This window comes from Acinetobacter sp. YH01008, from assembly GCF_013420435.1.
GTDB classification, from domain to species: domain Bacteria; phylum Pseudomonadota; class Gammaproteobacteria; order Pseudomonadales; family Moraxellaceae; genus Acinetobacter; species Acinetobacter pseudolwoffii.
On sequence record NZ_VOYD01000013.1, the window covers coordinates 1 to 21,657 of the forward strand.

Genomic DNA, 21,657 nt, shown 5'->3' on the forward strand with positions numbered 1-21,657 from the left:
GTCATGAGAAAGCCCATATAAATGGGTAATGTACAAGTTGCTGTAGAAGCATGTTTAATTCGTCTGATCACAGATACTTTATAAAGTATTTTAATACTTTTTTGAATCCGTCAATGCGTAAGTCCTATAACTCTTGTCTGGAAGCAGGAAATTTTGAAAAAGATGCGATACAAGCTATGCTGGCGGTGATTAATGATGGCTTCAAGTTTGAATCGAAGCAGAATCAGTTAAAGTTAGGCACAGGCAGTATTCAGGCAGATTTAGTCGGAAAAGTAATGCCAGGCCATCAAACCACCTTGGAAAGCTTGGCAAAAATGTTCCCAAATCTGTTAGAAGTGCAAACCAATATCAGTTTCAATAAACAGGTAGTAAAAACCTTCACTCATCATTATATGCGTGCCGCAGGTAAAAATATGTCCGATCAAGAGCTGGAGCAAATGCTGAGTGCGATGCAAGCTAATCAGCAAATTCAGCGAGATGGTGATGTGTTTAAACTATCCATGCATTATCTGTATGGTGAAAAGAAGTTCTTAACTGCACAATAAGTTGTAAGTCGCTTTTTAACAGCGAATCTAAGAAGAAAAAGCCTGTTCAACTGAACAGGCTTTTGTTTTATCACAATCTAATACCAGTGATTACACTTTAGGATGGCCGATTTTCCAGGCACGGTGAATCTTCTGGTTACGCTTGAAATCAGGCCCAATGGTTTCTTGAGTAATTTCTTCGACATCATAGAACGCCAGAATTTCTTCATCCATCTCGAAACCACGATAGTTGTTCGAGAAGTACAGGGTACCATCGCTGGTTAAACGGTTCATGGCGCGTTTAAGCAAGGATAGATGGTCGCGCTGTACGTCAAACGTCCCGTAGAATTTTTTCGAGTTTGAGAAAGTGGGTGGATCAATAAAGATCAGCTCATATTGCTCATGACCTTCTTTGAGCCATTCAAAACAGTCAGATGCAAAGAACTGATGTTGTTCATCGGCGTGATCTACGGTTAAACCGTTCAGCACGAAGTTTTCCTTCGACCAGTTCAAATAGGTATTGGAAAGATCGACACTGGTGGTACTTGCAGCACCACCCAAGGCAGCATGTAGGCTCGCCGTAGAGGTATAGCTGTAGAGGTTCAGGAAGTGTTTGCCTTTGGCCTCACGGGCAATACGCAAACGCATTTGACGATGATCCAGGAACAGACCGGTATCCAGATAATCGGTCAGGTTAACCAGAATCTTGGCCTTACCTTCCTGTACGATAAAACGCTTCGATGCGGTACTTTGTTTGGTGTACTGGTTTTTACCTTCCTGACGTGCGCGGGTCTTGATAAAGATCGCATCACGGCCCAGACCGGTCACAGCGCGAATGGCTTGCAGTGCCAGGTTAAAGCGTTTCTTGGCTTTTTCAGGGTCAATCGTTTTAGGTGGAGCATATTCTTGCACATGCAGGCGCTCACCATACAGATCCACCGCGACATTAAAGTCTGGTAAATCGGCATCATACAGACGTAAACAGTGTACGCCTTCTTTGACTGCCCATTTTTTCAGGGCTTGCATATTTTTGGTCAGACGGTTGGCAAACTCCATCGCACCTTCGATTGGTTCGAATTGTTGCGGCTGCCAACCTTCCAGAAACGGACGCACCACAGCCGCAGGTTTAACCGTACCAAAGCGGATATAGATCGGCAATTTACCATTCATCAAACGCAGGATTTGCGGATCATTAAAGGCCAGCACGTCAGCCTGTTCGACTTGAGAGGCAATCACCGCCGCTTTTTGATTCGGGAAATTCTTTTGCAGTAAAGCCGATAAACCAAGATATAAAGAACGGTTCTGCGCTTTATCACCGAGACGCTCACCATAAGGCGGGTTGGTTACGAAGAAGACTTTCTTGCCTTCAGCCTGAAAATCCGGCCAGTCATTTAAAGTACGCTCTTCGATCATGATATTGTCGAGAGCAGCTTCAAAACCTGCCGCGATGATATTTTGACGTGTCGCTTTTACAGCTTCCCAGTCTGCATCGAAGGCATAGAATTGCGGTAATGGATTTTCCATTGCCGCTTGGTGGCGTTCAGCTGCTTCAGCTTTAATGCCCATCCAGAGTTCATGGTCATGGCCATTCCAGCCATTAAAACCGAAACGACGCACCAGACCCGGCGCACGGTCGGTCAGGATCATCAGTGATTCAATGATAAAGGTACCTGAACCACACATTGGATCGACAATGATGTCCGGATTAATCTGTTTAAGCTGACCTTTTTGCAAAATTGCAGCAGCCAGATTTTCCTTGATTGGTGCATCGGTCATAAAGTGGCGATAACCACGTTTATGTAATGAGTCGCCGGACAAGTCCAGACAATAGGTATGTTCTTTCTTCCCAGCCAGAATATACATGGTAATTTCTGGCTGTTTGGTATCGATACTTGGGCGTTTACCCACAGCTTCCATGAAGGAATCTACGACACCATCTTTGGCACGCAAAGTTGCGAACTGGGTATTGACCTTGATGTCACGCTCGACATGCAAGCGAATCGCAAAGGTACTTTGTGGTGCAAAAATGAGCGACCAGTCAAAGCTGATTGCACCTTCATATAGCTCTTCTGCCACATCACGGGCATCGTGAGAAAATTCAATTTCATGGGTATGAATTGGCATGAGCACACGTGAAGCCAGACGTGACCACATACAAATCCGATAAGCATTTTCCAGACTGCCTTTAAAGATTAAACGACCGGGAAAACGCTCAATATTCTGAACACCTAAGCCTTGTAGTTCTTCTTCTAATAAGGTTTCCAGACCATCGGCACAGGTGACCCAATAATTGCTTAAACGTGGAGAGGTATTCATATAATAGAGAGACCAAAAAAGATAAATAAAAAACTGCGCCAAGTTTACCGTATTTTTATATTGAAAGCTTTTTAAATTCTCTGAAAGGCCTTGCCGTGTACGAGTGAAAAATAATATTCACATGATAAATTGATGAACTGGTACGCATTTTGCTCTATACACAGCAAATCAGGCAGTCAGTCGGAGGAGAGCGATGGCTGCCTGATTTTTCAATTTTATAATGGGGGTTAAAATGTTAGAGAATCAGTTACGCAACCATGACGCTTTTTCAGTGGCCACTTTAATTTATACACGTTTGAGACGTGTGTCAGGCCGGGTCGTGGATGCGCTTTATCTGGCAGAAAATCTGGACTATGCGCGGCATGTGATTGAGCTGGTAGAACAGACCCAAGATCCAGAGTTGCAGCGTTTAATCGAGCGTTTAAAACAGGTTTGGGATCTGCCTGTGGTTCGGCAGCAACAGTTTGAAAAATCTGCACATCTGCCACAGCAGGAGGTATTGGTCTCGGTTGAACCCGATCAGGACGATATCTACCGTGCACAGGTTGCACATCATTATATCGGTGCGCTGCGATAAAACGATGGGTGTGAATGTGCCAGACTGAAGCACCCATAATTTTGTACTGAAAGTCAGCAGGATGGAAAATGGTTAAATTATCTTATTGAAAAAATACATAGGAATTTCAATTTCTATTTTTATTATCGAGGTGGTTTTTGTACAAGTAGTCACATTGCCAACTACTCAGACTGGCCAATCTCTGTATAATATGTTGACTTAACGCATAAGGAATCTCTCATGCACTTGGCGGCATTGCATACACCGAGCCAGATTCAACTCAATAAAGAAGGTAATCTAAAACACTTCTTGACCATCGAAGGTCTTTCCAAAGAAACCCTGACAAAAATATTGGACACTGCGCAGTCCTTTTTTAATGACCAAAATCAGCTCATCACCAATAATTTGCTGGAAGGCAAAACGGTGATGAACCTGTTTTTCGAGAACTCTACCCGTACCCGCACTACTTTTGAAGCCGCTGCCAAGCGCCTTTCTGCCAACGTTCTGAATATCGATATTGCCCGTTCGAGTACCTCTAAAGGTGAAACCTTGCGTGACACCTTATGGAACCTTGAAGCGATGGCCGCCGATATTTTCGTGGTGCGTCATTCATCTTCAGGTGCGGCGCATTTTATTGCCAAAGATGTCTGCCCAACAGTGGCGATTATTAATGCCGGTGATGGCCGTCATGCGCATCCAACCCAGGCGATGCTGGACATGCTCACCATTCGCCGGGAAACCCATAAAAAATTTGAAGAGATGTCGATTGCCATTATTGGCGATATCAAACATTCACGTGTCGCGCGTTCAGATGTAGCGGCTTTGCAAACCTTAGGCTGCGAAGATATTCGGGTGATTGCACCAAATACCTTGCTGCCATACGGTTTTGAAGAATATGGTGATGGTATTCGTCTATTTAACAACATGGAAGATGGCATCAAAGATTGCGACGTGATCATTACCCTGCGTATTCAAAATGAGCGGATTGATTCTCCGGCACTGGCATCGCAAGCTGAATTCTACAAGATGTATGGCCTGAACAAAGAACGTTTAGCGATGGCAAAACCGGATTGTATCGTGATGCATCCGGGTCCAATGAACCGTGGGGTGGAGATTGACTCCAGTATTGCCGATGGACCGCAGTCGGTGATTCTGAATCAGGTGACCAATGGTATTGCGGTACGTATGGCGGTGTTGGCTTTGTCAATGCAAGGCCAGCTTCAGGAACAGGGTTTGATTGCAGCGATTGCGGGTTAAGGAATAAGTCATGACTATTGTAAAAATTGAAAATGTTCGTGTGCTCGATCCGATCCAAAACACTGATTCTGTTCAGACCGTGTATCTGGAAAATGGTAAGTTCGTTGCGGAAACGGCTGCTGTTTCTGAAACGATTGATGGTCAGGGCAAATGGTTGATGCCCACCATGGTCGATCTGTGTGCACGTTTACGGGAACCGGGTCAGCAACAACATGGCACCTTAAAATCTGAAGGTAAAGCAGCACGTGAAAATGGGATTTTGCACGTGTTTACACCACCAGATTCAAAGCCGATCGTGCAGGACAATGGCGCACTGATTCATGGTCTGGTTGAGAAAGCCATGCTGGACGGTGGTATTTATCTTGAAGTGATTGGTGCTCAAACCCAAGGCTTGCAAGGCCAGCAACCTGCCAATATGGCCGGTTTGAAAAAAGGCGGATGTACTGCGGTGTCCAATGCCAGTGCGCCTTTTGCCAATGATGACGTGGTATTACGTACCCTGGAATATGCTGCAGGTTTAGATCTGACTGTGGTGTTCTATGCAGAAGAGCCGCAAATTGCCAAAGATGGCTGTGTACATGAAGGCTTTATTGCCTCGCGTCAAGGCTTGCCGATGATTCCAGCACTTGCGGAAACCGTGGCAATTGCCAAATACCTGTTAATGATTGAAGTGACCAAAGTTCGCGCGCATTTCGGTTTATTATCTTGTGGTGCGTCAGTAGAGCTGATCCGGATTGCCAAGGAAAAAGGCTTGCCTGTCACCTGTGATGTGGCCATGCACCAATTACATCTGACCGATGCCTTAATTGATGGTTTTAATTCGCTGGCACATGTACGTCCGCCACTGCGTGCTGAACAAGACAAAGAATTGCTACGCCAAGGAGTAAAATCTGGGGTGATTGATGCGATTTGTACCCATCATGAACCGCTGAGCAGCTCTGCGAAAATGGCGCCATTTGCTGAAACCCAGCCTGGCTTTAGCGCTTTTGATACTTATGTACCTTTTGGGATTCAACTGGTCAATGAAGGTTTGTTTACACCACTGGAATGGATAGAAAAAGTGACTTTAGCTCCGGCACGTGTTGCACAAATGGCAGATCGCTGGGCAGACGAGGCGGGTTGGGTACTGGTAGATCCAGAGCTGGAATGGACGCTGAGCAAAGAAAGCATCGTGTCTCAAGGTAAAAATACCCCGCTGATCAATCAAAAAGTGCGAGCTAAAGTTTTAAAAACTTTCGTCGCTTAATAGATCCAGCTTTTATAAAAGTCAGCTTCGGCTGGCTTTTTTGTTTTTTGAATTCTGTGTCAGTAAAATGAGTACTCAACAAAAACAGTGAAACTTTATGATATTCATACAATTATTTACATTTTCAAAAAACTGGCATCGTTACACTGATTGAATATTAAACATTAGAAAAATCAAAAGAATGGTGACAATATGAATGTAGATCTGATGGAACGCTTAAAAAGCGATGTTACAGCGATTGTGCTACAAGGTGAAACCGAACATCTATTTGCCAAAGATCAGGCACTGAGTCAGTTCTATCCCATATTCTTAAGTATATTGCGTGCACGTCCTGCATGGATTGAAAGTTTAAGCCAGCAACTCAATCCAAAAATCCATGAACTGTTTAATGGAAATTCGGCACTCAAGCAGCAGTTTCTGGATCAACTTGATCAGAGCGCGCCACAAGATCAAATAGAGCAGACCCTGAATCGGGCCATTGTACCGACCCTCAATTTTTTACAGACCGAAGCCGGTGCTTCAAGTCCAGAAGCGATTAGTCATTTGCTGGAAACCCACGCCGACTCGATCCAGCGTGCATTACCTGTTTGGGCCGGATCGATTTTAGCGGCATTAGGTGTTTCTCCATTGGCGGGGCAGCATTTGAATCAGGCGCCTGAACTAGAACCAGAACATGCTGTTGTGGTACAGCAGCAGAAAAAAACCGGTTTTTTATGGCCGTTTATTATTTTTCTGATTCTGGCAGCTTTAATCCTGTTTTTTGTTCGTAGCTGTATGCAGGATGATGCTGAGGATTCGGCAAACCCCCAAACGACCCGTGAAATTGCCGCAGTCCAACCCGCTTCTTTACAGTTGAGTACCGGCACTAATGGTGAAATTATCAGTTGTCAGTTACAGCTGAATAATCCCCAGTATATGCAAATTTTGCAAACCGAGATTAAACAGATCTTTAATTATAATATTGGTTGTGGCGCGCTCAGCAGTGAGGTTTATCATTCGGAATTTATTGATCAGGATAGCATTCCTTCCGTTTTGAAACTGATTCAAGGCATGCCAAATGTCTCACTAGACTGGATTGGTAATCAGGTTGCTATACGTGCAGCGAGTAATGCAGAAGCAGAACGTCTGGCAACACAAATTCGTAATCTGGCCAAAAATGTCACTGTTGTGACTCAACAGCCGGTCAATAGGAGTGAGGCGATTCAGGCTGCCAATAGCGATGCAGAACAAGCATTGGCGAGTATCGAAACTGATCATGTTCAGGCCTTAGATGTTGCGACTGCACTGAATTTGCAGATTATTAATTTTGATACTGCATCGACTGCCGTACCGGAAGTGAATAAATCGCTATTGGATCAGGCTGCTGCATTATTGCAGCGTGCACCGCATGTTATTCTCAAGGTCAAAGGACATACCGATGCGCAAGGAAGTGAGGCCGAGAATAAAGTGCTGTCTGTGCAACGCGCGCAAGCAATTGTGGGTTATCTGATTGAAAAGGGGGTTGATCCTGCGCAATTGCAAGCTGTAGGCGTGGGAGAGGGCCAGCCTGTTGAACCGAATGCGACACCTGCCGGACAGTTTCAGAACCGCCGCGTAGCTTTTGAAGTGGTTAATACTGAAACAGGTACTATACGCGCAGTGGATAGCGAGGGTGTTGTAGAAAAGAAAGCCAGCTGAAATAATTTTCCAGATGAAAAAGGACGAATGATTCGTCCTTTTTATATGGCTTAAATTAAGAAAAGACCGGTGGACTATAGGTCAAAGTTCGGCCGAGGAACCAGAGTAAAAACAGCACCAGCGGGATATGAAAAACCAGTTGGGTCACGGTAAAACCGATCACATCTTTGGCCTTTAACTTCAGGATGCCCAGCATCGGCAACATAAAGAAAGGATTGATCAGATTAGGCAAGGCTTCGGCAGCATTATAAATCTGCACTGACCAGCCCAGATGAACTTTCAGATCATGCGCAGCCTGCATTACATAAGGGGCTTCAATAATCCATTTACCTCCACCGGAAGGAATGAAGAAACCCAGGATTGCCGAATAGAGACCCATCACGATAGCAAAGGTTTCCTGTGAAGCAATCGAAACGAAAAATTCGGCAATATAGTGTGATAGGGACAGATCCGCAGAATTCAGCGCATTGGTCATCATAAAGGCAATGCTGCCATATAAAGGAAACTGGATCAGCACACCTGAAATTGCTGGCACAGCCTTGGAAACGGCATTGAGGAAATTCCGTGGCGTACCATGTAGTGCGACACCCAAAATCAGGAAGATAAAGTTATAGGTATTTAAACTGGAGATGGCCAGAATAGGATTGCTTTCGGAAAATTCGTTAAACATCCATACAGCACCTAGCACTACAATCAGAATACTTAAAATAGGTGAGTTTTCCAGCCAGTCGCCCGGACGTTTTGATGAAGATTCTTCCGGTTTTCCTTCTTCAATCTGAACAGGAAAATGTTCAATGGTTTTAATATGACTGCCTTTCGGCGCTGACCAGTAGGCAATGGCAATCGAGGCAATGATTAGAACCGCCGTCATGATCATGGATTGCGGCAGGAAAATCGTTTCGGTAAATGGAATGACACCGGTCAGATTGTAAATCGGTTCAGGCAGGCTGCTTTTATTGGCCTGTAATTGTGCAGCAGAGGAACTGATGCCGAGTGCCCAGGTGGCTCCCATCCCGATAATCGCTGCTGCGGCTGCAGCGCGGTAATCCATATTAAGTTCTTTACGTTGTGCCAGTGCAATCACGAGTAATGCAGTTAGAACTGTGCTCATGGCCCAGTTAATCAGGGAAATGAGCAGGCTGACTGTCGCGACCAATACAATCGCACCGCGCCCTGAATGGGGCAGACGTGCCATTTTTCGGATCAGAAGCTGCATTGGTTTTGAAACCGAAACCACATAACCGACCACGATCAGCATGCACATCTGCAAGGTAAAGGGAATCAGGCTCCAGAACCCGTCACCAAAGGAAATGGCAACGTCCTGTGCCGGCGCGCCAATTCCGATAGCGGCAATTGCGACAATGATGACACCGAGCAGGGCAAAAATATAAGAATCGGGAAACCATTTTTCTGACCAGTCACTGACGCGCAGGGCGAAGCGTTGTAAGATATTTTGTTCTGTTTGCATGATTAAAATCCATTTATTCTGCATTCATTTTTAAAATTAAAGTTTTCTTTGGTCGAAAAGAAACCCTTAAAATTTTTCATTTTAAGGGTCGGGAAAATCAAGCTGCTATTTTTTGTAAAGCCACACCCGTGACTTTCTGAATCTCCTCAAAACTGACCTCTGGTGCCAGCTCAACAAGTTGAATACCATCTGGAGTGACATCCAGCACACCTAAATCGGTAATGATCCGGTTGACCACAGCCTGTCCGGTAAGGGGCAGACTACATTGCGCAACAACTTTAGGCGTGCCATCTTTGGCGCAGTGTTCCATCAACACCACGACTTTTTGTACCCCTGCGACCAGATCCATGGCACCGCCCATACCTTTGACTTTTTTGCCCGGAATCATCCAGTTGGCCAGATCGCCAGTTTCGGACACTTCCATGGCACCTAAAATGGCGATATTGACATGACCGCCACGGATCATGGCAAAGGAATCGGCACTGGAAAAGAAAGAAGCGCCCTTACGGGCAGTCACGGTCTGTTTACCGGCATTGATCAGGTCGGCATCGACGGTTTCAGCCGTTGGAAATTCGCCAATACCGAGCAAGCCATTTTCCGATTGCAGCCAGACGTTGATATTTTCTGGAATGTAGTTAGCAACCAGCGTTGGTAAACCAATCCCCAGGTTAACGTAGAAACCATCTTCCAGCTCTTGTGCAGCGCGCTGCGCCATTTGATTACGTGTCCAAGCCATGATCAAGCCTCCGCCTTTAAGGTCATCTGTTCAATACGTTTTTCCGGTTGGGTATTTAAGACAATTCGATTCACATAAATACCGGGCAGATGAATGTCATCGGGATCCAGCGCACCAATCTCGACAATTTCTTCTACTTCAGCCACGGTGACTTTGCCAGCCATAGCGCAGACCGGATTAAAGTTTTGTGCAGTTTTACGGAAAATCAGATTACCTGCTTTATCGGCCTTATAGGCTTTGACCAAGGCGATATCGGCAGTCAAGGATTCTTCCAGAATATAAGACTTGCCATTAAACTCACGTACATCCTTGCCTTCAGCAATCACGGTTCCGACACCGGTGGCGGTATAAAAAGCCGGAATACCGGCACCGCCAGCACGTAATTTCTCCGCCAAGGTGCCTTGTGGGGTCAGTTCGACTTCCAGTTCGCCACTCAGGTATTGACGTTCGAATTCTTTATTCTCACCAACATAAGATGAAATCATTTTTTGAATCTGTTTGGTTTCCAGTAAAACGCCCAAACCAAAACCATCGACTCCGGCATTGTTGGAAATACAGGTCAGATTTTTGGCACCGGTCTGTTTCAATGCGGCAATCAATGCTTCCGGAATACCGCATAAACCAAAACCTCCGACTGCCAGTGTATGTCCATTCTGAACCACGCCGTCTAAAGCGGCCTCTGCACTGTCATAAACTTTATTTGACATTTTTTACCTCGATTTATTCTTGTCTTGCAGATTCCTTTTTGGTCAGGAAACTACAGATGTATATCCTTGAGGACTTGTATCGTGTCCGGGTATTGCTATTGTTAGGCACAGGCTTTTTGCCAATAGGCATTGGCATAATTGGAGGGATTATTGCGCTGCAACACCTCACTGATATTACGGCTGGCCTGCATCAGGGCATCCAGTTGAATACCGGTTTCAAAGCCCATATTCGAGAGCAGGTAATACAGGTCTTCAGTTGAAACATTGCCTGAAGCACCCTTGGCATAAGGACAGCCACCCAGACCGGCAATGGATGAATCAAATACCCGGATGCCTTGTAACAGCGACTGGTAAATATTGGCGATGGCCATGCCATAGGTATTATGGAAATGACCTGCCAAAACCTTGGTATCGATCTGAGCCAGGCAAGCATCCCAGACTTTTTGCACCCGATCCGGTGTGGCTGTACCAATGGTTTCACCCAACGACACTTCATAGCAGCCCATATCCAGCAAACGTTGGGTGACTTTGACCACCTGTTTCGGATCAATCGCACCTTCATAAGGGCAGTCCACCATACAGGACACATAACCGCGTACCCGAATATCATTGGCTTTGGCGGCCGCCATCACATCGGCAAACTTCTCCAAGCTTTCATCAATCGAGCAATTGATATTTTTGCGGGTAAAGCTTTCGGACGCTGCGGTAAAGACCGCAACTTCCTTGCAACCCACCGCCAGTGCTGCTTCAAAGCCCTTCAGGTTTGGCGTGAGTAAACTGAACTGAATATTTGGGTCTTTGGGCAAGCCGGCAAACAGCTGATCGCTGTCTGCCATTTGTGGCACCCATTTGGCTGAAACACAGGAACCGACTTCAATCGCCTGTAAACCGGTTTTCATCAGATCCAGAATCAGATTTTTCCGATCATCCAGCGTTAATGGCGTTTTTTCATTTTGCAGGCCATCGCGTGGCCCGACTTCTACAATTTTGACAAATTCGGTCATGCAACATCCTCCGTCAGTGGCTGGAACTCAAGCAGTTCATCACCGGCTTTGACCTGATCACCTTTCTGGAAATATGAACTGGCGATGATGCCGTCATGTGGTGCACGAATCGAGTATTCAATTTTCATCGCTTCCAGCGTCATCAAGACATCGTCTTTTTTGACCTTGTCATTGGCAGCGACCAGTACTTGCGTGATCACACCTGGCATTGGTGCAGTGAGGTTGTTTTCTGTCCCTTGATCATCATGCTGATCATAATCCGGCTGGATAGACTCGAATTTATGTGTCTGACCATTCTGGAACAGGGTAATGCCATGTTCAGTCTGGCTAAAGGCCAGTTTTTGCTGTTTGCCTGCCAGTTGCAAAGCTAAAGTATGTGCATCAATCAACTGACCTTGTAGCTGAATCTGCTGACCATTATAAGTGGCGATAAAACCTTGCTCTTGCGTACTGAACTGAACTTTAAGCATAATGCCATTGCGTTGTAATTGCACTGTATATGCATTTTGCTGATTCAGGCGCCAGAAAGCGTGTTGTTGCCAGACTGAGTTATTCGCAACCGGGTTTTGAGCTTGGCGTGATAATAATTCGATGAATGCAGCACTAACGATCAGTTCAGCATTGATCTCAGTCGAAGGTTTTAATAAGAACTCTTCTTCACGTTGAATCAGGCCGGTATCCAGATGGGCATTTTTAAACGAATCACACAGCACCAAACGGTCGAGGAATGCAATATTATTGCCCAAACCATCCACATGGAAATGGCCCAGGGCATGATGCATTTGCGTTAAAGCAGCTTCGCGGTTTTTGCCCCAGACAATCAGTTTGGCAATCATCGGATCATAATAGGTGCTGATTTCATCACCTTCGACAATGCCACTATCCACACGTACACAGTCATTTTGCTCTGGATAGTGTAAATAGCTGATCTGGCCAATCGCAGGAATAAAGCCTTTCTCTGGTTCTTCGGCATAGACACGTGCTTCCAGTGCATGCCCGTGGATCTGTAATTCATGCTGCTGTTTGGGTAAAGGCTCACCAAAAGCTACGCGCAGTTGCCATTCCACCAGATCCTGACCTGTAATCATTTCAGTGACCGGGTGCTCAACCTGCAAACGGGTATTCATTTCCATGAAATAGGCAGTACCATCTTGCTCGACGATAAACTCTACCGTACCGGCACCGACATAATCGACCGCACGTGCGGCATCAATCGCGGCCTGGCGCATCGCTTCAAGTTTGTCTTCTGGCATTTTTGGTGCAGGCGCTTCTTCAAGGACTTTTTGATGACGACGTTGTACCGAGCAATCACGTTCAAATAAATGCACATAATTGCCGTGGGTATCGCCAAAAACCTGTACTTCAATATGACGTGGCTGAATCACATAGCGTTCAATTAGCACATCTTCATTGCCAAAACTGGAACGCGCTTCGCTTTTACATGAAGCCAGCGAACTCAGAAAATCTTCACTGCGCTCGACCAGACGCATGCCTTTACCGCCACCGCCAGCACTGGCTTTGATTAGCACCGGATAGCCGATGCTGTCAGCCTGCTGTTTCAGGAAGTCGGCATCCTGATTGCTACCGTGATAGCCCGGGGTTAAAGGCACACCAGCTTTTTCCATCAACGCTTTAGAGGTGGCTTTGAGACCCATCGCCAAAATGGCATCGACTGGCGGGCCAATAAAGACAATATTATTGTCCTGACAGGCCAGGGCAAACTGGTCATTTTCTGACAAAAAGCCATAACCTGGGTGAATTGCTTGCGCACCGGTTTTTTTGGCGGCCTGAATAATACGTTCGATCTGTAAATAGCTTTGTGCTGCTGGAGATTCACCAATATAGATCGCTTCATCCGCCAGTTTGACATGCTGTGCCTGTGCATCGGCATCGGAGTATACGGCAACGGTGGCAATACCGAGTTTTTTTGCTGTACGAATCACACGGCAGGCAATTTCACCACGGTTGGCAATTAAAATCTTTTCAAACATCGTAGCATCCTTCTTGTTGTTATGCCGTGGTCTTGATCCAGGCCGGGCTTTGTTTGTTTAAAAATGCATTTAGTCCATTTTTCGCCTCATCTCCCTGGCGAATATAGGCAATATGCTGTGCAGTCTTGAGCAGTAAATCTTCGGTCAAAACCTGTTGGTCGACCAGTTGAATCAGTTGTTTTGAGGAATTTTGTGCAGCAGGGCCACCGAGTAACAGGGCTTCAACAATTTCATTAATTTTGCTATCTAAATGTTCCGGTGGAGTGACTTCATGCGCCAGTCCAATGGTTTTGGCCTGTTCCGCAGAAATTCGCTCGGCAGTCAGGAAGTAACGTGAAGCCTGACGCGCACCAATCGCACGAATCACATACGGGCTGATGGTCGAAGGCGCCAGACCTAGGCGTACTTCCGACGTCGCAAACTTGGCATCGGTGCTGGCCACGCAAATATCACAAGCTGATGCCAGACCCATACCACCGCCAAAAGCAATGCCATGCACCCGGGCGATGGTTGGCTGCTTTAAAGTCGCTAGGCTTTGCAGCATTTTCGCCAGTTTTAATGCATCTGCTTCGTTGTCTGCTTGAGAAGCCTGACCGGCCTGTTTCATCCAGTTCAAATCGGCACCAGCCGAAAAGCTCTTGCCGCGCCCTGCCAGAATCACCACACGCACATCATCACGGCTATTTAAAGACTGGAAGCAGCGATACAATTCTTCAATGACCTGAGTATTAAAGGCATTGTGCAGTTCAGCGCGATTAATCCAAACCGTTGCCACTTGATTTTGCTGTTCGAGCTGTAAAAATTGATATGTCATTTTTTTCACCTCTTACATGCGGAACACGCCAAACTTGGTCGGCTGGATTGGCGCATTCAGTGCCGCAGCTAAACTAAGACCTAACACTTCACGAGACTGGGCAGGGTCAATGACACCGTCATCCCATAAACGTGCAGAGGCATAATAAGGATGACCTTGGCGTTCGTACTGATCACGAATTGGCTGTTTAAACTGGTCTTCTTCTTCCGCAGACCAGTTAGCGCCTTTGGCTTCAATCTGATCACGTTTTAAGGTCGACAATACGCTGGAGGCCTGTTCACCGCCCATCACTGAAATACGTGAGTTTGGCCAAGTCCACATAAAGCGTGGTGAATACGCGCGGCCACACATACCATAGTTGCCGGCACCAAATGAGCCGCCAATCACCATGGTCAGTTTAGGCACATTGGCATTGGCCACAGCCATCACCAGTTTGGCGCCATTTTTGGCAATGCCTTCATTTTCATACTGGCGACCGACCATAAAGCCAGTGATATTCTGAATAAATAGCAGGGGAATATTGCGCTGACAGCAAAGTTCAATAAAATGCGCACCTTTTTGTGCAGATTCGGAAAACAGAATGCCGTTATTGGCAATAATCCCGACTGGCATACCGTATAGGCTGGCAAATCCGGTAATCAAGGTAGTACCAAATCGAGCCTTAAATTCATCAAAACGCGAACCATCGACAATCCGGGCAATCACTTCACGGACATCAAAAGGTTTACGCGAATCTGTTGGCACGATACCGTACAACTCTGAAGCATCAAACAAAGGCGCTTCCACATGTTCAGGCAACGGATTTGGTTTTTTATTTAAATTGGCCACAATATTGCGGGCAATTTCCAGGGCATGCTGATCATTTTCAGCCAGATGATCGGCTACACCGGAGAGGCGGGTATGCACATCACCACCGCCAAGGTCTTCACTGGAAACCACTTCACCGGTTGCTGCTTTGACCAGTGGCGGGCCACCGAGGAAAATGGTTCCCTGATTGCGCACAATAATAGTTTCATCCGACATGGCAGGCACATAGGCACCACCCGCCGTACAACTGCCCATTACCACGGCAATCTGGGCAATGCCTTGGCTCGACATACGCGCCTGATTATAGAAAATACGTCCGAAGTGATCACGATCCGGGAAGACTTCATCTTGTAGCGGCAAATAGGCACCGCCAGAATCGACCAGATAAATACAGGTCAAATGATTCTGCTCGGCAATTTCCTGAGCACGCAAATGTTTTTTTACGGTCAGTGGATAATAAGTGCCCCCTTTAACAGTCGCATCATTGGCAATGATCATGCAGGTTACGCCATTGACCTGACCAACGCCAGCGACCACGCCCGCAGCAGGCACATCGTCCTGATAGACCTGATAGGCAGCCAGTTGTCCAATTTCAATAAATGCCGTGCCAGGATCAATCAGATGATCAATACGTTCTCTGGCTAGTAATTTACCGCGATCCAAATGTTTTTGACGGGCAGTTTCACCCCCACCCAAGGCAATTTTTTGGACTTTCTGTTTCAGGTCTTCGACCAGATTTTGCATCGCCGTCTGGTTGTTTTTAAATTCGTCGCTGCGAATATTAATTTTGCTCTTTAATTGATTCATGCCGAACATCCTTGTCTATTCTTGTGATTTATTTTTTAGGCAGTTTCATTAAACAGTTCGCGGCCAATCAGCATGCGGCGAATTTCTGAGGTGCCTGCGCCAATTTCATACAGTTTGGCATCGCGCCATAGACGTCCCGCAGCAAACTCGTTGATATAACCGTTGCCACCCAAGGTTTGAATGGTTTCGCCCGCCATCCAGGTGGCTTTTTCAGCTGCATATAAAATCGCACTGGCGGCATCTTTACGCAGGCTACGGCTATGCTCTGCCTTGTCACATTCTGCGCCAACTGCATAGACCAGGGCTTTACAGGCCAGCCAGGTGGAATACATGTCAGCAATTTTGCCCTGCATCAACTGGAATTCACCCAGCGCCTGACCAAACTGTTTACGATCATGAATATACGGAATCACGGTATCCATACAGGCATCCATAATGCCGAGTGGGCCTGCACTTAAAACAGCACGTTCATAGTCCAGACCGCTCATCAGCACTTTGGTGCCATTGCCGACACCGCCGAGCACGTTTTCTTTTGGCACTGCGACATTGTCAAAAAATAGTGGATAAGTGTTTGAGCCACGCATGCCGAGTTTGTCTAGGTGCGTACCGTGACTAAACCCCGGCATATTTTTTTCAACCAGAAAAGCGGTCATGCCTTTGGCACCGGCTTGTAAATCGGTTTTTGCGTAGACCACCAGTACATCGGCATCGCCGCCATTGGTGATCCACATTTTCGAACCATTCAGCAGGTAATGATCACCTTTGTCTTCAGCTTTGAGTTTCATGCTGACCACATCGGATCCGGCATTGGGTTCGGACATGGCCAATGCACCGACATAATCACCAGATACCAGTTTGGGCAGATAGCGCTGTTTCTGTTCTTCACTGCCATTACGCTTAATCTGGTTTACACATAGGTTAGAATGTGCGCCATAGGACAAACCAATCGATGCTGAAGCGCGGGAAATTTCCTGCATGGCAATGATGTGTGCCAGATAACCGAAATTTGAACCGCCATATTCCTCACTGACCGTCAGACCGAGCAGGCCCATCTCGCCAAATTTTTTCCAAAGGTGAGCAGGGAATTCATTGTCACGGTCCACTTGTTGAGCAATTGGAGCAATTTCCTTGGCGCAAAATGCAGCCACTGAATCACGAAGTGCAATAAGTGTTTCGTCCAAACCGAAATCCAAGCTTTGTAAATTCATTGTTCATCCATCCTGTGGTTCTATTTGTTGTATCCAAAAAAAGCATTTTTGTTGTGCTTGTTATTTAACATACATCGAAAATTTAAAAAAGTGAATCAATATTCACAAAATGATTTACAATTCATTTTATCTTGTTGAGATTAATTTTATGAGTTATAAAAGATCATCATTGATGCAGGAACGAATGGAGCAAAATCGCTTGGCGATCTTGCAATCTGCTCGTGAGCTGATTACTCAAGGGGGCTTTAAAGAGGCGTCGATTCAGGCGATTGCAGAACGTGCAGGCGTTTCTACAGGCTTGGTATATCGATATTTCGAAAACAAGAATCAGATTTTGATTCAGGTTTTGTCAGAAGCAATTCGGCTTGAGATTGAGATTTTAAATCACATTGCTGCCTCGGATTTATCGCCAAAACAGAAATTGCAAAAATCTGTTACAACTTTTGTGAAGCGAGCCATGAACAGCCCACAGTTGGCGTATTCGCTGATGTTCGAACCGGTCGATCCGGAAATGGAACATGAGCGTTTTCACAGTAAACAGCTAATCAAGCAAAGCATTAAGGAAATTTTGGCTGAAGGAAAAGTCAATGGCGAGTTTGAATTTGAAGATTTAAATACCGCAGCGCTGGGTGTGGTTGGTTCCATGACCTTTGTGGTAATTGAACCTTTGAATCCATCTCGGAATATCAGGTTTGATCAAAATTATAAGGATCACTTTGTCAAACAGATTGCCGATTTTTGTGTCAACGCAGTACGTCGACAGGAGGGAGTAGCAGGAGCATAAAACACAAAAAACAGGCAGGAAGACAGGGTTGTCGTGGTCAAAAACAATTAATAGAGTTGAAAATCAGAATTACAAAGAATCAAGGAGATCGATTCAATGACACAAGTACGGTTAAGCTATGCCTACGGAACAAGCAGCCAACCCTTATTGGGCATGACAATTGGCGAAAAATTTGATCAGGCATGCGAACAGTATGCACATTCTGATGCAATCGTCAGCTTGCACCAGAATGTGCGTCTGAGCTATCAGCAGTTGCAGCAGCAAGTGAATGCTTTTGCCTGTAGTTTGCAAAAACTGGGCCTGAAAAAAGGTGACCGTCTGGCCATCTGGTCGCCGAACTGTGTGGAATGGACCATTACCCAGTTTGCTGCATTTAAGGCGGGAATTATTCTGGTGAACTTGAATCCAGCTTATAAAAGTAATGAACTGGAATATGTCTTAAACAAGGTCTCCTGTAAGGGACTGGTGATTGCAGCGCAGTTTAAAACCACTGACTATCAGGAAATTCTGACTAAAATTGCTCCTGAGCTAACACAGACTGAAAGTAAATTACTCAATGCAGAGCGTCTGCCGCATTTGAAGCATGTGATTAAAATTGATGAACAGGAACATCCGGGTCTACATCGTTTTCAGGACTTATTGGTGGAACCAAGCGCAAACGCCTTAGAAAAATTGCAGCAAATTTCGAGTGAATTGCAGTTTGATGAAACCATCAATATTCAGTTCACCTCGGGTACAACGGGGAATCCGAAAGGTACTATGTTGACCCATAACAATATTTTAAATAATGGCTATTTTGTCGGTGAAGCCATTCATTTAAGTCCAGAAGATCGGGTTTGTATTTCGGTACCACTGTTCCACTGCTTTGGTATGGTGATGGGAAATCTGGCCTGTATTACCCATGGTTCAGCCATGATTTATCCATCTGCCGTTTTCAATCCTCTGGAAACCCTCAAAGCCATTCAACAAGAAAAATGTACGGCGGCTTATGGGGTGCCGACCATGTTTATTGCCATTCTTGAGCATGAACAGTTTGATGAATTTGATCTGAGCAGTTTACGTACCGGCATTATGGCCGGCAGTCCATGTCCACAGGAAATCATGCAGCGTGTGATTGAGCGGATGCATATGTCAGATATCACCATTTGCTATGGCATGACTGAAACCGCACCGGTCAGTGCGCAAAGCTCTACCGCAGACTCCATTGAACAGCGTGTTACGACAGTCGGCCGGGTACATCCGCATCTGGAAGTGAAAATTGTCGATGAAGATGGCAAGGTGGTGCCGCGCGGACAACTCGGTGAACTCTGTGTGCGTGGTTATTCGGTGATGCTCGGTTATTGGGAAGATCAGGATAAAACTGCAGAAGTAATTGATAATGCGCGCTGGATGCATACGGGTGATATTGCTGAAATGGATGATGAAGGCTTTGTCAAAATCAAGGGGCGAATCAAGGATGTCGTCATTCGTGGCGGTGAAAACCTGTTCCCCAAAGAAATTGAAGACTTCCTTTATACCCATCCTGCGGTTTCAGATGTTCAGGTGATTGGTGTGCCAGATCATAAGTATGGTGAAGAACTCTGTGCCTGCATCATTTTGCATGAAAACGATCCGTGTACTGAAGAAACTATTCGCCAGTATTGTGCCGAGCATATCTCACACAATAAAGTGCCGCGCTATGTGCGTTTCTTCCATGAGTTCCCGATGACAGCTTCCGGTAAGGCGCAGAAGTTTAAATTACGTGAATTTATGCGTGAAGAGTTGAACTTAAAGGAAATAGCTTAAGTATTGTTTAGTTTTTGAGATTGGTGAATTCTTCAACTTTTTTTATCATTAAAAAAAGTTGAAGAGAAACTATTAAGAAAAAGCGAAAGATCTGCACAGCCTCACTTAGAAAGAAAGATTTTAATTTTAACGTGTAGGCCATGCTTTGACTTTCGATGGGCTAAAAGTAAACAAAAGCCCTTTATTTTGCTGAAGTGACATCCATGTCCCTTCAGCAAAATGGCGACATTCATGTCGCCTGTCATGTGATTAGATTTAGGATAATGGTCGAAAATTTAAAACCTTTAGATGGAATCTTTATCAATATTGTAATAACTGATAAACCGAATGCTCTTTAGTCTGTTGAATGGTGTGAGGTAAAGTGAAAATATGGCAAAAAACTTTCATAGTGAACTCGTCGTCGCTAATTATGATGAGCACATCCGTAAACTGATTCCCGGCTATGAACTGGTACATCAGCAAATTGATGCCATTCTAACCACTCATTTACCTGAAATTGCCCATATATTGGTGGTTGGTTGCGGGACAGGCTATGAGCTATCTTATCTGTTGCAACGCCACCCAAACTGGACATTTACTGCAATTGATCCATCGGCGACTATGCTGGAACAGGCGCAGAAAAATATTGGGTTAGGCCTGGGATCGCAGCGGATTCGTTTTATTCAGACAGATACACAAAGCTTAAATCAAGATAATCAGTTTGATGCGGCTCTAGCAATTTTGGTGGCACATTTTATTCCATCAGAAAATAAAGCTGAATTTTTTCAGGATATATCCGATAGTCTTAAGACTGATGGAATCCTGTTAACCTATGACTTGATGCAACCTGAAAATGAAACTGAATTAAAAATCTTGCAAAAAATGGCACAGCAGACAGGACTCAGTATTCAACAAAGCGAAAAAATGATTGAACGATTACAGCAGGATTTTCATTTAATCTCTGCCCAAGATTTAGCAGCGCTTTTAACCAAAGTCGGATTTAAACATAGCAAAATTTACTGTCAAATCATGAATTATTATGCTTTTTTTATACAGAAATAAGCATAGCTAACTGAAACAGTTAACTAGAAATTTAAATATAAGATTCAAGGAAGTGTAAAAACAATGTCAGCCTACTATCGTTTCATCAACCGCGAACAGCATGCCGATGGCAGCAGCACTGCTTATTATGAATCTAATATTCATGCGCAAGGTGCATGGAATCCGCATGAGCAGCATATGGCGCCCGCGACTGGCATTATTTGTGCAGAACTGGAACAGTTTCAGCCACGTGCAGAGATGCGCATTGGCCGGGTGAGTCTGGATATCTTTGGACTGATTGCTTTTGGTGAATTTTCCATTACTACGCGCATGATTCGTCCGGGTAAAACCATCGAACTTATTGAAGCAGAAATGTGTGCCAACGGGAAAACCTGTATTGTGGCACGTGCCTGGAAAATGATGACTTCGGATACCCGTGCGATCGCTGGTCTGGAAGATTTTCCGGTTCAGCACCCTGAAGACCTGCCGATGTGGGAAGGGATGCGTTGCTGGCCAGGTGGTTATATTCAAAGTATTAATACCCGTGCCCATGTCGATCATCGTGCGGGCAAAGGTATTGTCTGGTTATCCAATGCCCTGGAAATGGTAGAAGGTCAGACGACCAGCGACTTTAGCCGCTTGATGGGAATGGTGGATACAGCCAACGGTGTGGTGCCGCGTCAGGACCCAAATGCGGGATGGGGTTTCCCAAATCTGGACTTGCAGATTCATTTGCATCGTTTGCCTAAAGGCACATGGCTAGGACTAGAAGTGCTACAGCAATATGGTGAAGATGGCATTGGTTTAACTAGTGGAATTTTACATGATCTTCATGGGCCTTTTGGTCGCAGTGAGCAGATTTTAACCTTACGTAAATTTTAAAATCTGATTTACACAAAAGGACGAATTGCTTCGTCCTTTTTTTATTGGCATGCTGTGCGCAATTATTC

Annotated in this window: 18 protein-coding genes; 9 read left to right on the top strand and 9 right to left on the bottom strand. The window is 45.4% G+C overall.

Annotation, left to right across the window (positions count from 1 at the left end):
* Positions 1–113 precede the first annotated feature (113 nt).
* On the top strand, positions 114–545 hold the full coding sequence (locus FTT75_RS08805; RefSeq protein ID WP_257230352.1) for a YdgA family protein: 432 nt from the start codon (positions 114–116) through the stop codon (positions 543–545).
* A 90-nt stretch (positions 546–635) separates the two neighbouring features.
* Here the strand turns inward: FTT75_RS08805 and rlmKL are convergent, their stop codons facing one another.
* Positions 636–2,840: a bifunctional 23S rRNA (guanine(2069)-N(7))-methyltransferase RlmK/23S rRNA (guanine(2445)-N(2))-methyltransferase RlmL gene (rlmKL, locus tag FTT75_RS08810; protein ID WP_005096529.1), complete on the bottom strand. Its 2,205-nt coding sequence runs from the start codon at positions 2,838–2,840 to the stop codon at positions 636–638.
* A 232-nt stretch (positions 2,841–3,072) separates the two neighbouring features.
* Here rlmKL and FTT75_RS08815 point away from each other — a divergent pair, with 232 nt between their 5' ends.
* The 4 genes from FTT75_RS08815 to FTT75_RS08830 all read left to right on the top strand — a co-directional run bounded on the left by FTT75_RS08815 (position 3,073) and on the right by FTT75_RS08830 (position 7,576).
* Positions 3,073–3,417: a hypothetical protein gene (locus FTT75_RS08815; RefSeq protein ID WP_159137940.1), complete on the top strand. Its 345-nt coding sequence runs from the start codon at positions 3,073–3,075 to the stop codon at positions 3,415–3,417.
* A gap of 219 nt (positions 3,418–3,636) precedes the next feature.
* On the top strand, positions 3,637–4,653 hold the full coding sequence (locus FTT75_RS08820; protein WP_005171612.1) for an aspartate carbamoyltransferase catalytic subunit: 1,017 nt from the start codon (positions 3,637–3,639) through the stop codon (positions 4,651–4,653).
* 10 nt (positions 4,654–4,663) lie between these two features.
* A complete protein-coding gene (locus FTT75_RS08825; protein WP_180186270.1) occupies positions 4,664–5,899 on the top strand; it encodes a dihydroorotase in 1,236 nt (411 codons plus the stop codon).
* A 192-nt stretch (positions 5,900–6,091) separates the two neighbouring features.
* Positions 6,092–7,576 (top strand): OmpA family protein, encoded by a 1,485-nt coding sequence (locus FTT75_RS08830; RefSeq protein ID WP_180072102.1) that lies wholly within the window; start codon positions 6,092–6,094, stop codon positions 7,574–7,576.
* 55 nt (positions 7,577–7,631) lie between these two features.
* Here FTT75_RS08830 and FTT75_RS08835 read toward each other — a convergent pair whose 3' ends face one another.
* The 8 genes from FTT75_RS08835 to FTT75_RS08870 form a co-directional block, all read right to left on the bottom strand.
* Positions 7,632–9,044: a short-chain fatty acid transporter gene (locus FTT75_RS08835; RefSeq protein WP_005171604.1), complete on the bottom strand. Its 1,413-nt coding sequence runs from the start codon at positions 9,042–9,044 to the stop codon at positions 7,632–7,634.
* A 97-nt stretch (positions 9,045–9,141) separates the two neighbouring features.
* Positions 9,142–9,780, bottom strand: coding sequence for a CoA transferase subunit B (locus FTT75_RS08840; RefSeq protein WP_100358076.1), 639 nt, complete (start codon positions 9,778–9,780; stop codon positions 9,142–9,144).
* A 2-nt stretch (positions 9,781–9,782) separates the two neighbouring features.
* Positions 9,783–10,487, bottom strand: coding sequence for a CoA transferase subunit A (locus FTT75_RS08845; protein ID WP_180096480.1), 705 nt, complete (start codon positions 10,485–10,487; stop codon positions 9,783–9,785).
* Positions 10,488–10,588: 101 nt separating this feature from the next.
* The gene (locus FTT75_RS08850) at positions 10,589–11,491 is read right to left on the bottom strand and encodes a hydroxymethylglutaryl-CoA lyase (RefSeq protein ID WP_005171595.1); all 903 of its coding nucleotides are present in this window, start codon (positions 11,489–11,491) and stop codon (positions 10,589–10,591) included.
* Positions 11,488–13,482, bottom strand: coding sequence for an acetyl/propionyl/methylcrotonyl-CoA carboxylase subunit alpha (locus tag FTT75_RS08855; RefSeq protein WP_180186271.1), 1,995 nt, complete (start codon positions 13,480–13,482; stop codon positions 11,488–11,490). The genes FTT75_RS08850 and FTT75_RS08855 overlap by 4 nt, the downstream gene beginning before the upstream one ends.
* 19 nt (positions 13,483–13,501) lie before the next feature.
* The gene (locus FTT75_RS08860; RefSeq protein ID WP_180186272.1) at positions 13,502–14,296 is read right to left on the bottom strand and encodes an enoyl-CoA hydratase/isomerase family protein; all 795 of its coding nucleotides are present in this window, start codon (positions 14,294–14,296) and stop codon (positions 13,502–13,504) included.
* A gap of 12 nt (positions 14,297–14,308) precedes the next feature.
* Positions 14,309–15,910, bottom strand: a complete 1,602-nt coding sequence (locus FTT75_RS08865) for a carboxyl transferase domain-containing protein (protein ID WP_179999576.1) — start codon at positions 15,908–15,910, stop codon at positions 14,309–14,311.
* A gap of 35 nt (positions 15,911–15,945) precedes the next feature.
* Complete coding sequence (locus tag FTT75_RS08870) at positions 15,946–17,118, bottom strand: isovaleryl-CoA dehydrogenase (RefSeq protein ID WP_005096545.1); 1,173 nt, start codon at positions 17,116–17,118, stop codon at positions 15,946–15,948.
* A 148-nt stretch (positions 17,119–17,266) separates the two neighbouring features.
* Here FTT75_RS08870 and FTT75_RS08875 point away from each other — a divergent pair, with 148 nt between their 5' ends.
* From FTT75_RS08875 to FTT75_RS08890, 4 genes are all read left to right on the top strand, one after another.
* Positions 17,267–17,902 carry a TetR/AcrR family transcriptional regulator gene (locus tag FTT75_RS08875; protein ID WP_035337915.1) on the top strand — a complete coding sequence of 212 codons (636 nt, stop codon included), beginning with the start codon at positions 17,267–17,269 and terminating at the stop codon, positions 17,900–17,902.
* A 96-nt stretch (positions 17,903–17,998) separates the two neighbouring features.
* Positions 17,999–19,687 (top strand): AMP-binding protein, encoded by a 1,689-nt coding sequence (locus FTT75_RS08880; RefSeq protein WP_005171582.1) that lies wholly within the window; start codon positions 17,999–18,001, stop codon positions 19,685–19,687.
* Between the two features lie 369 nt (positions 19,688–20,056).
* Positions 20,057–20,728 (top strand): class I SAM-dependent methyltransferase, encoded by a 672-nt coding sequence (locus FTT75_RS08885; RefSeq protein ID WP_180186273.1) that lies wholly within the window; start codon positions 20,057–20,059, stop codon positions 20,726–20,728.
* Between the two features lie 63 nt (positions 20,729–20,791).
* A complete protein-coding gene (locus FTT75_RS08890) occupies positions 20,792–21,589 on the top strand; it encodes a thioesterase family protein (RefSeq protein ID WP_180101220.1) in 798 nt (265 codons plus the stop codon).
* Positions 21,590–21,657 lie beyond the last annotated feature (68 nt).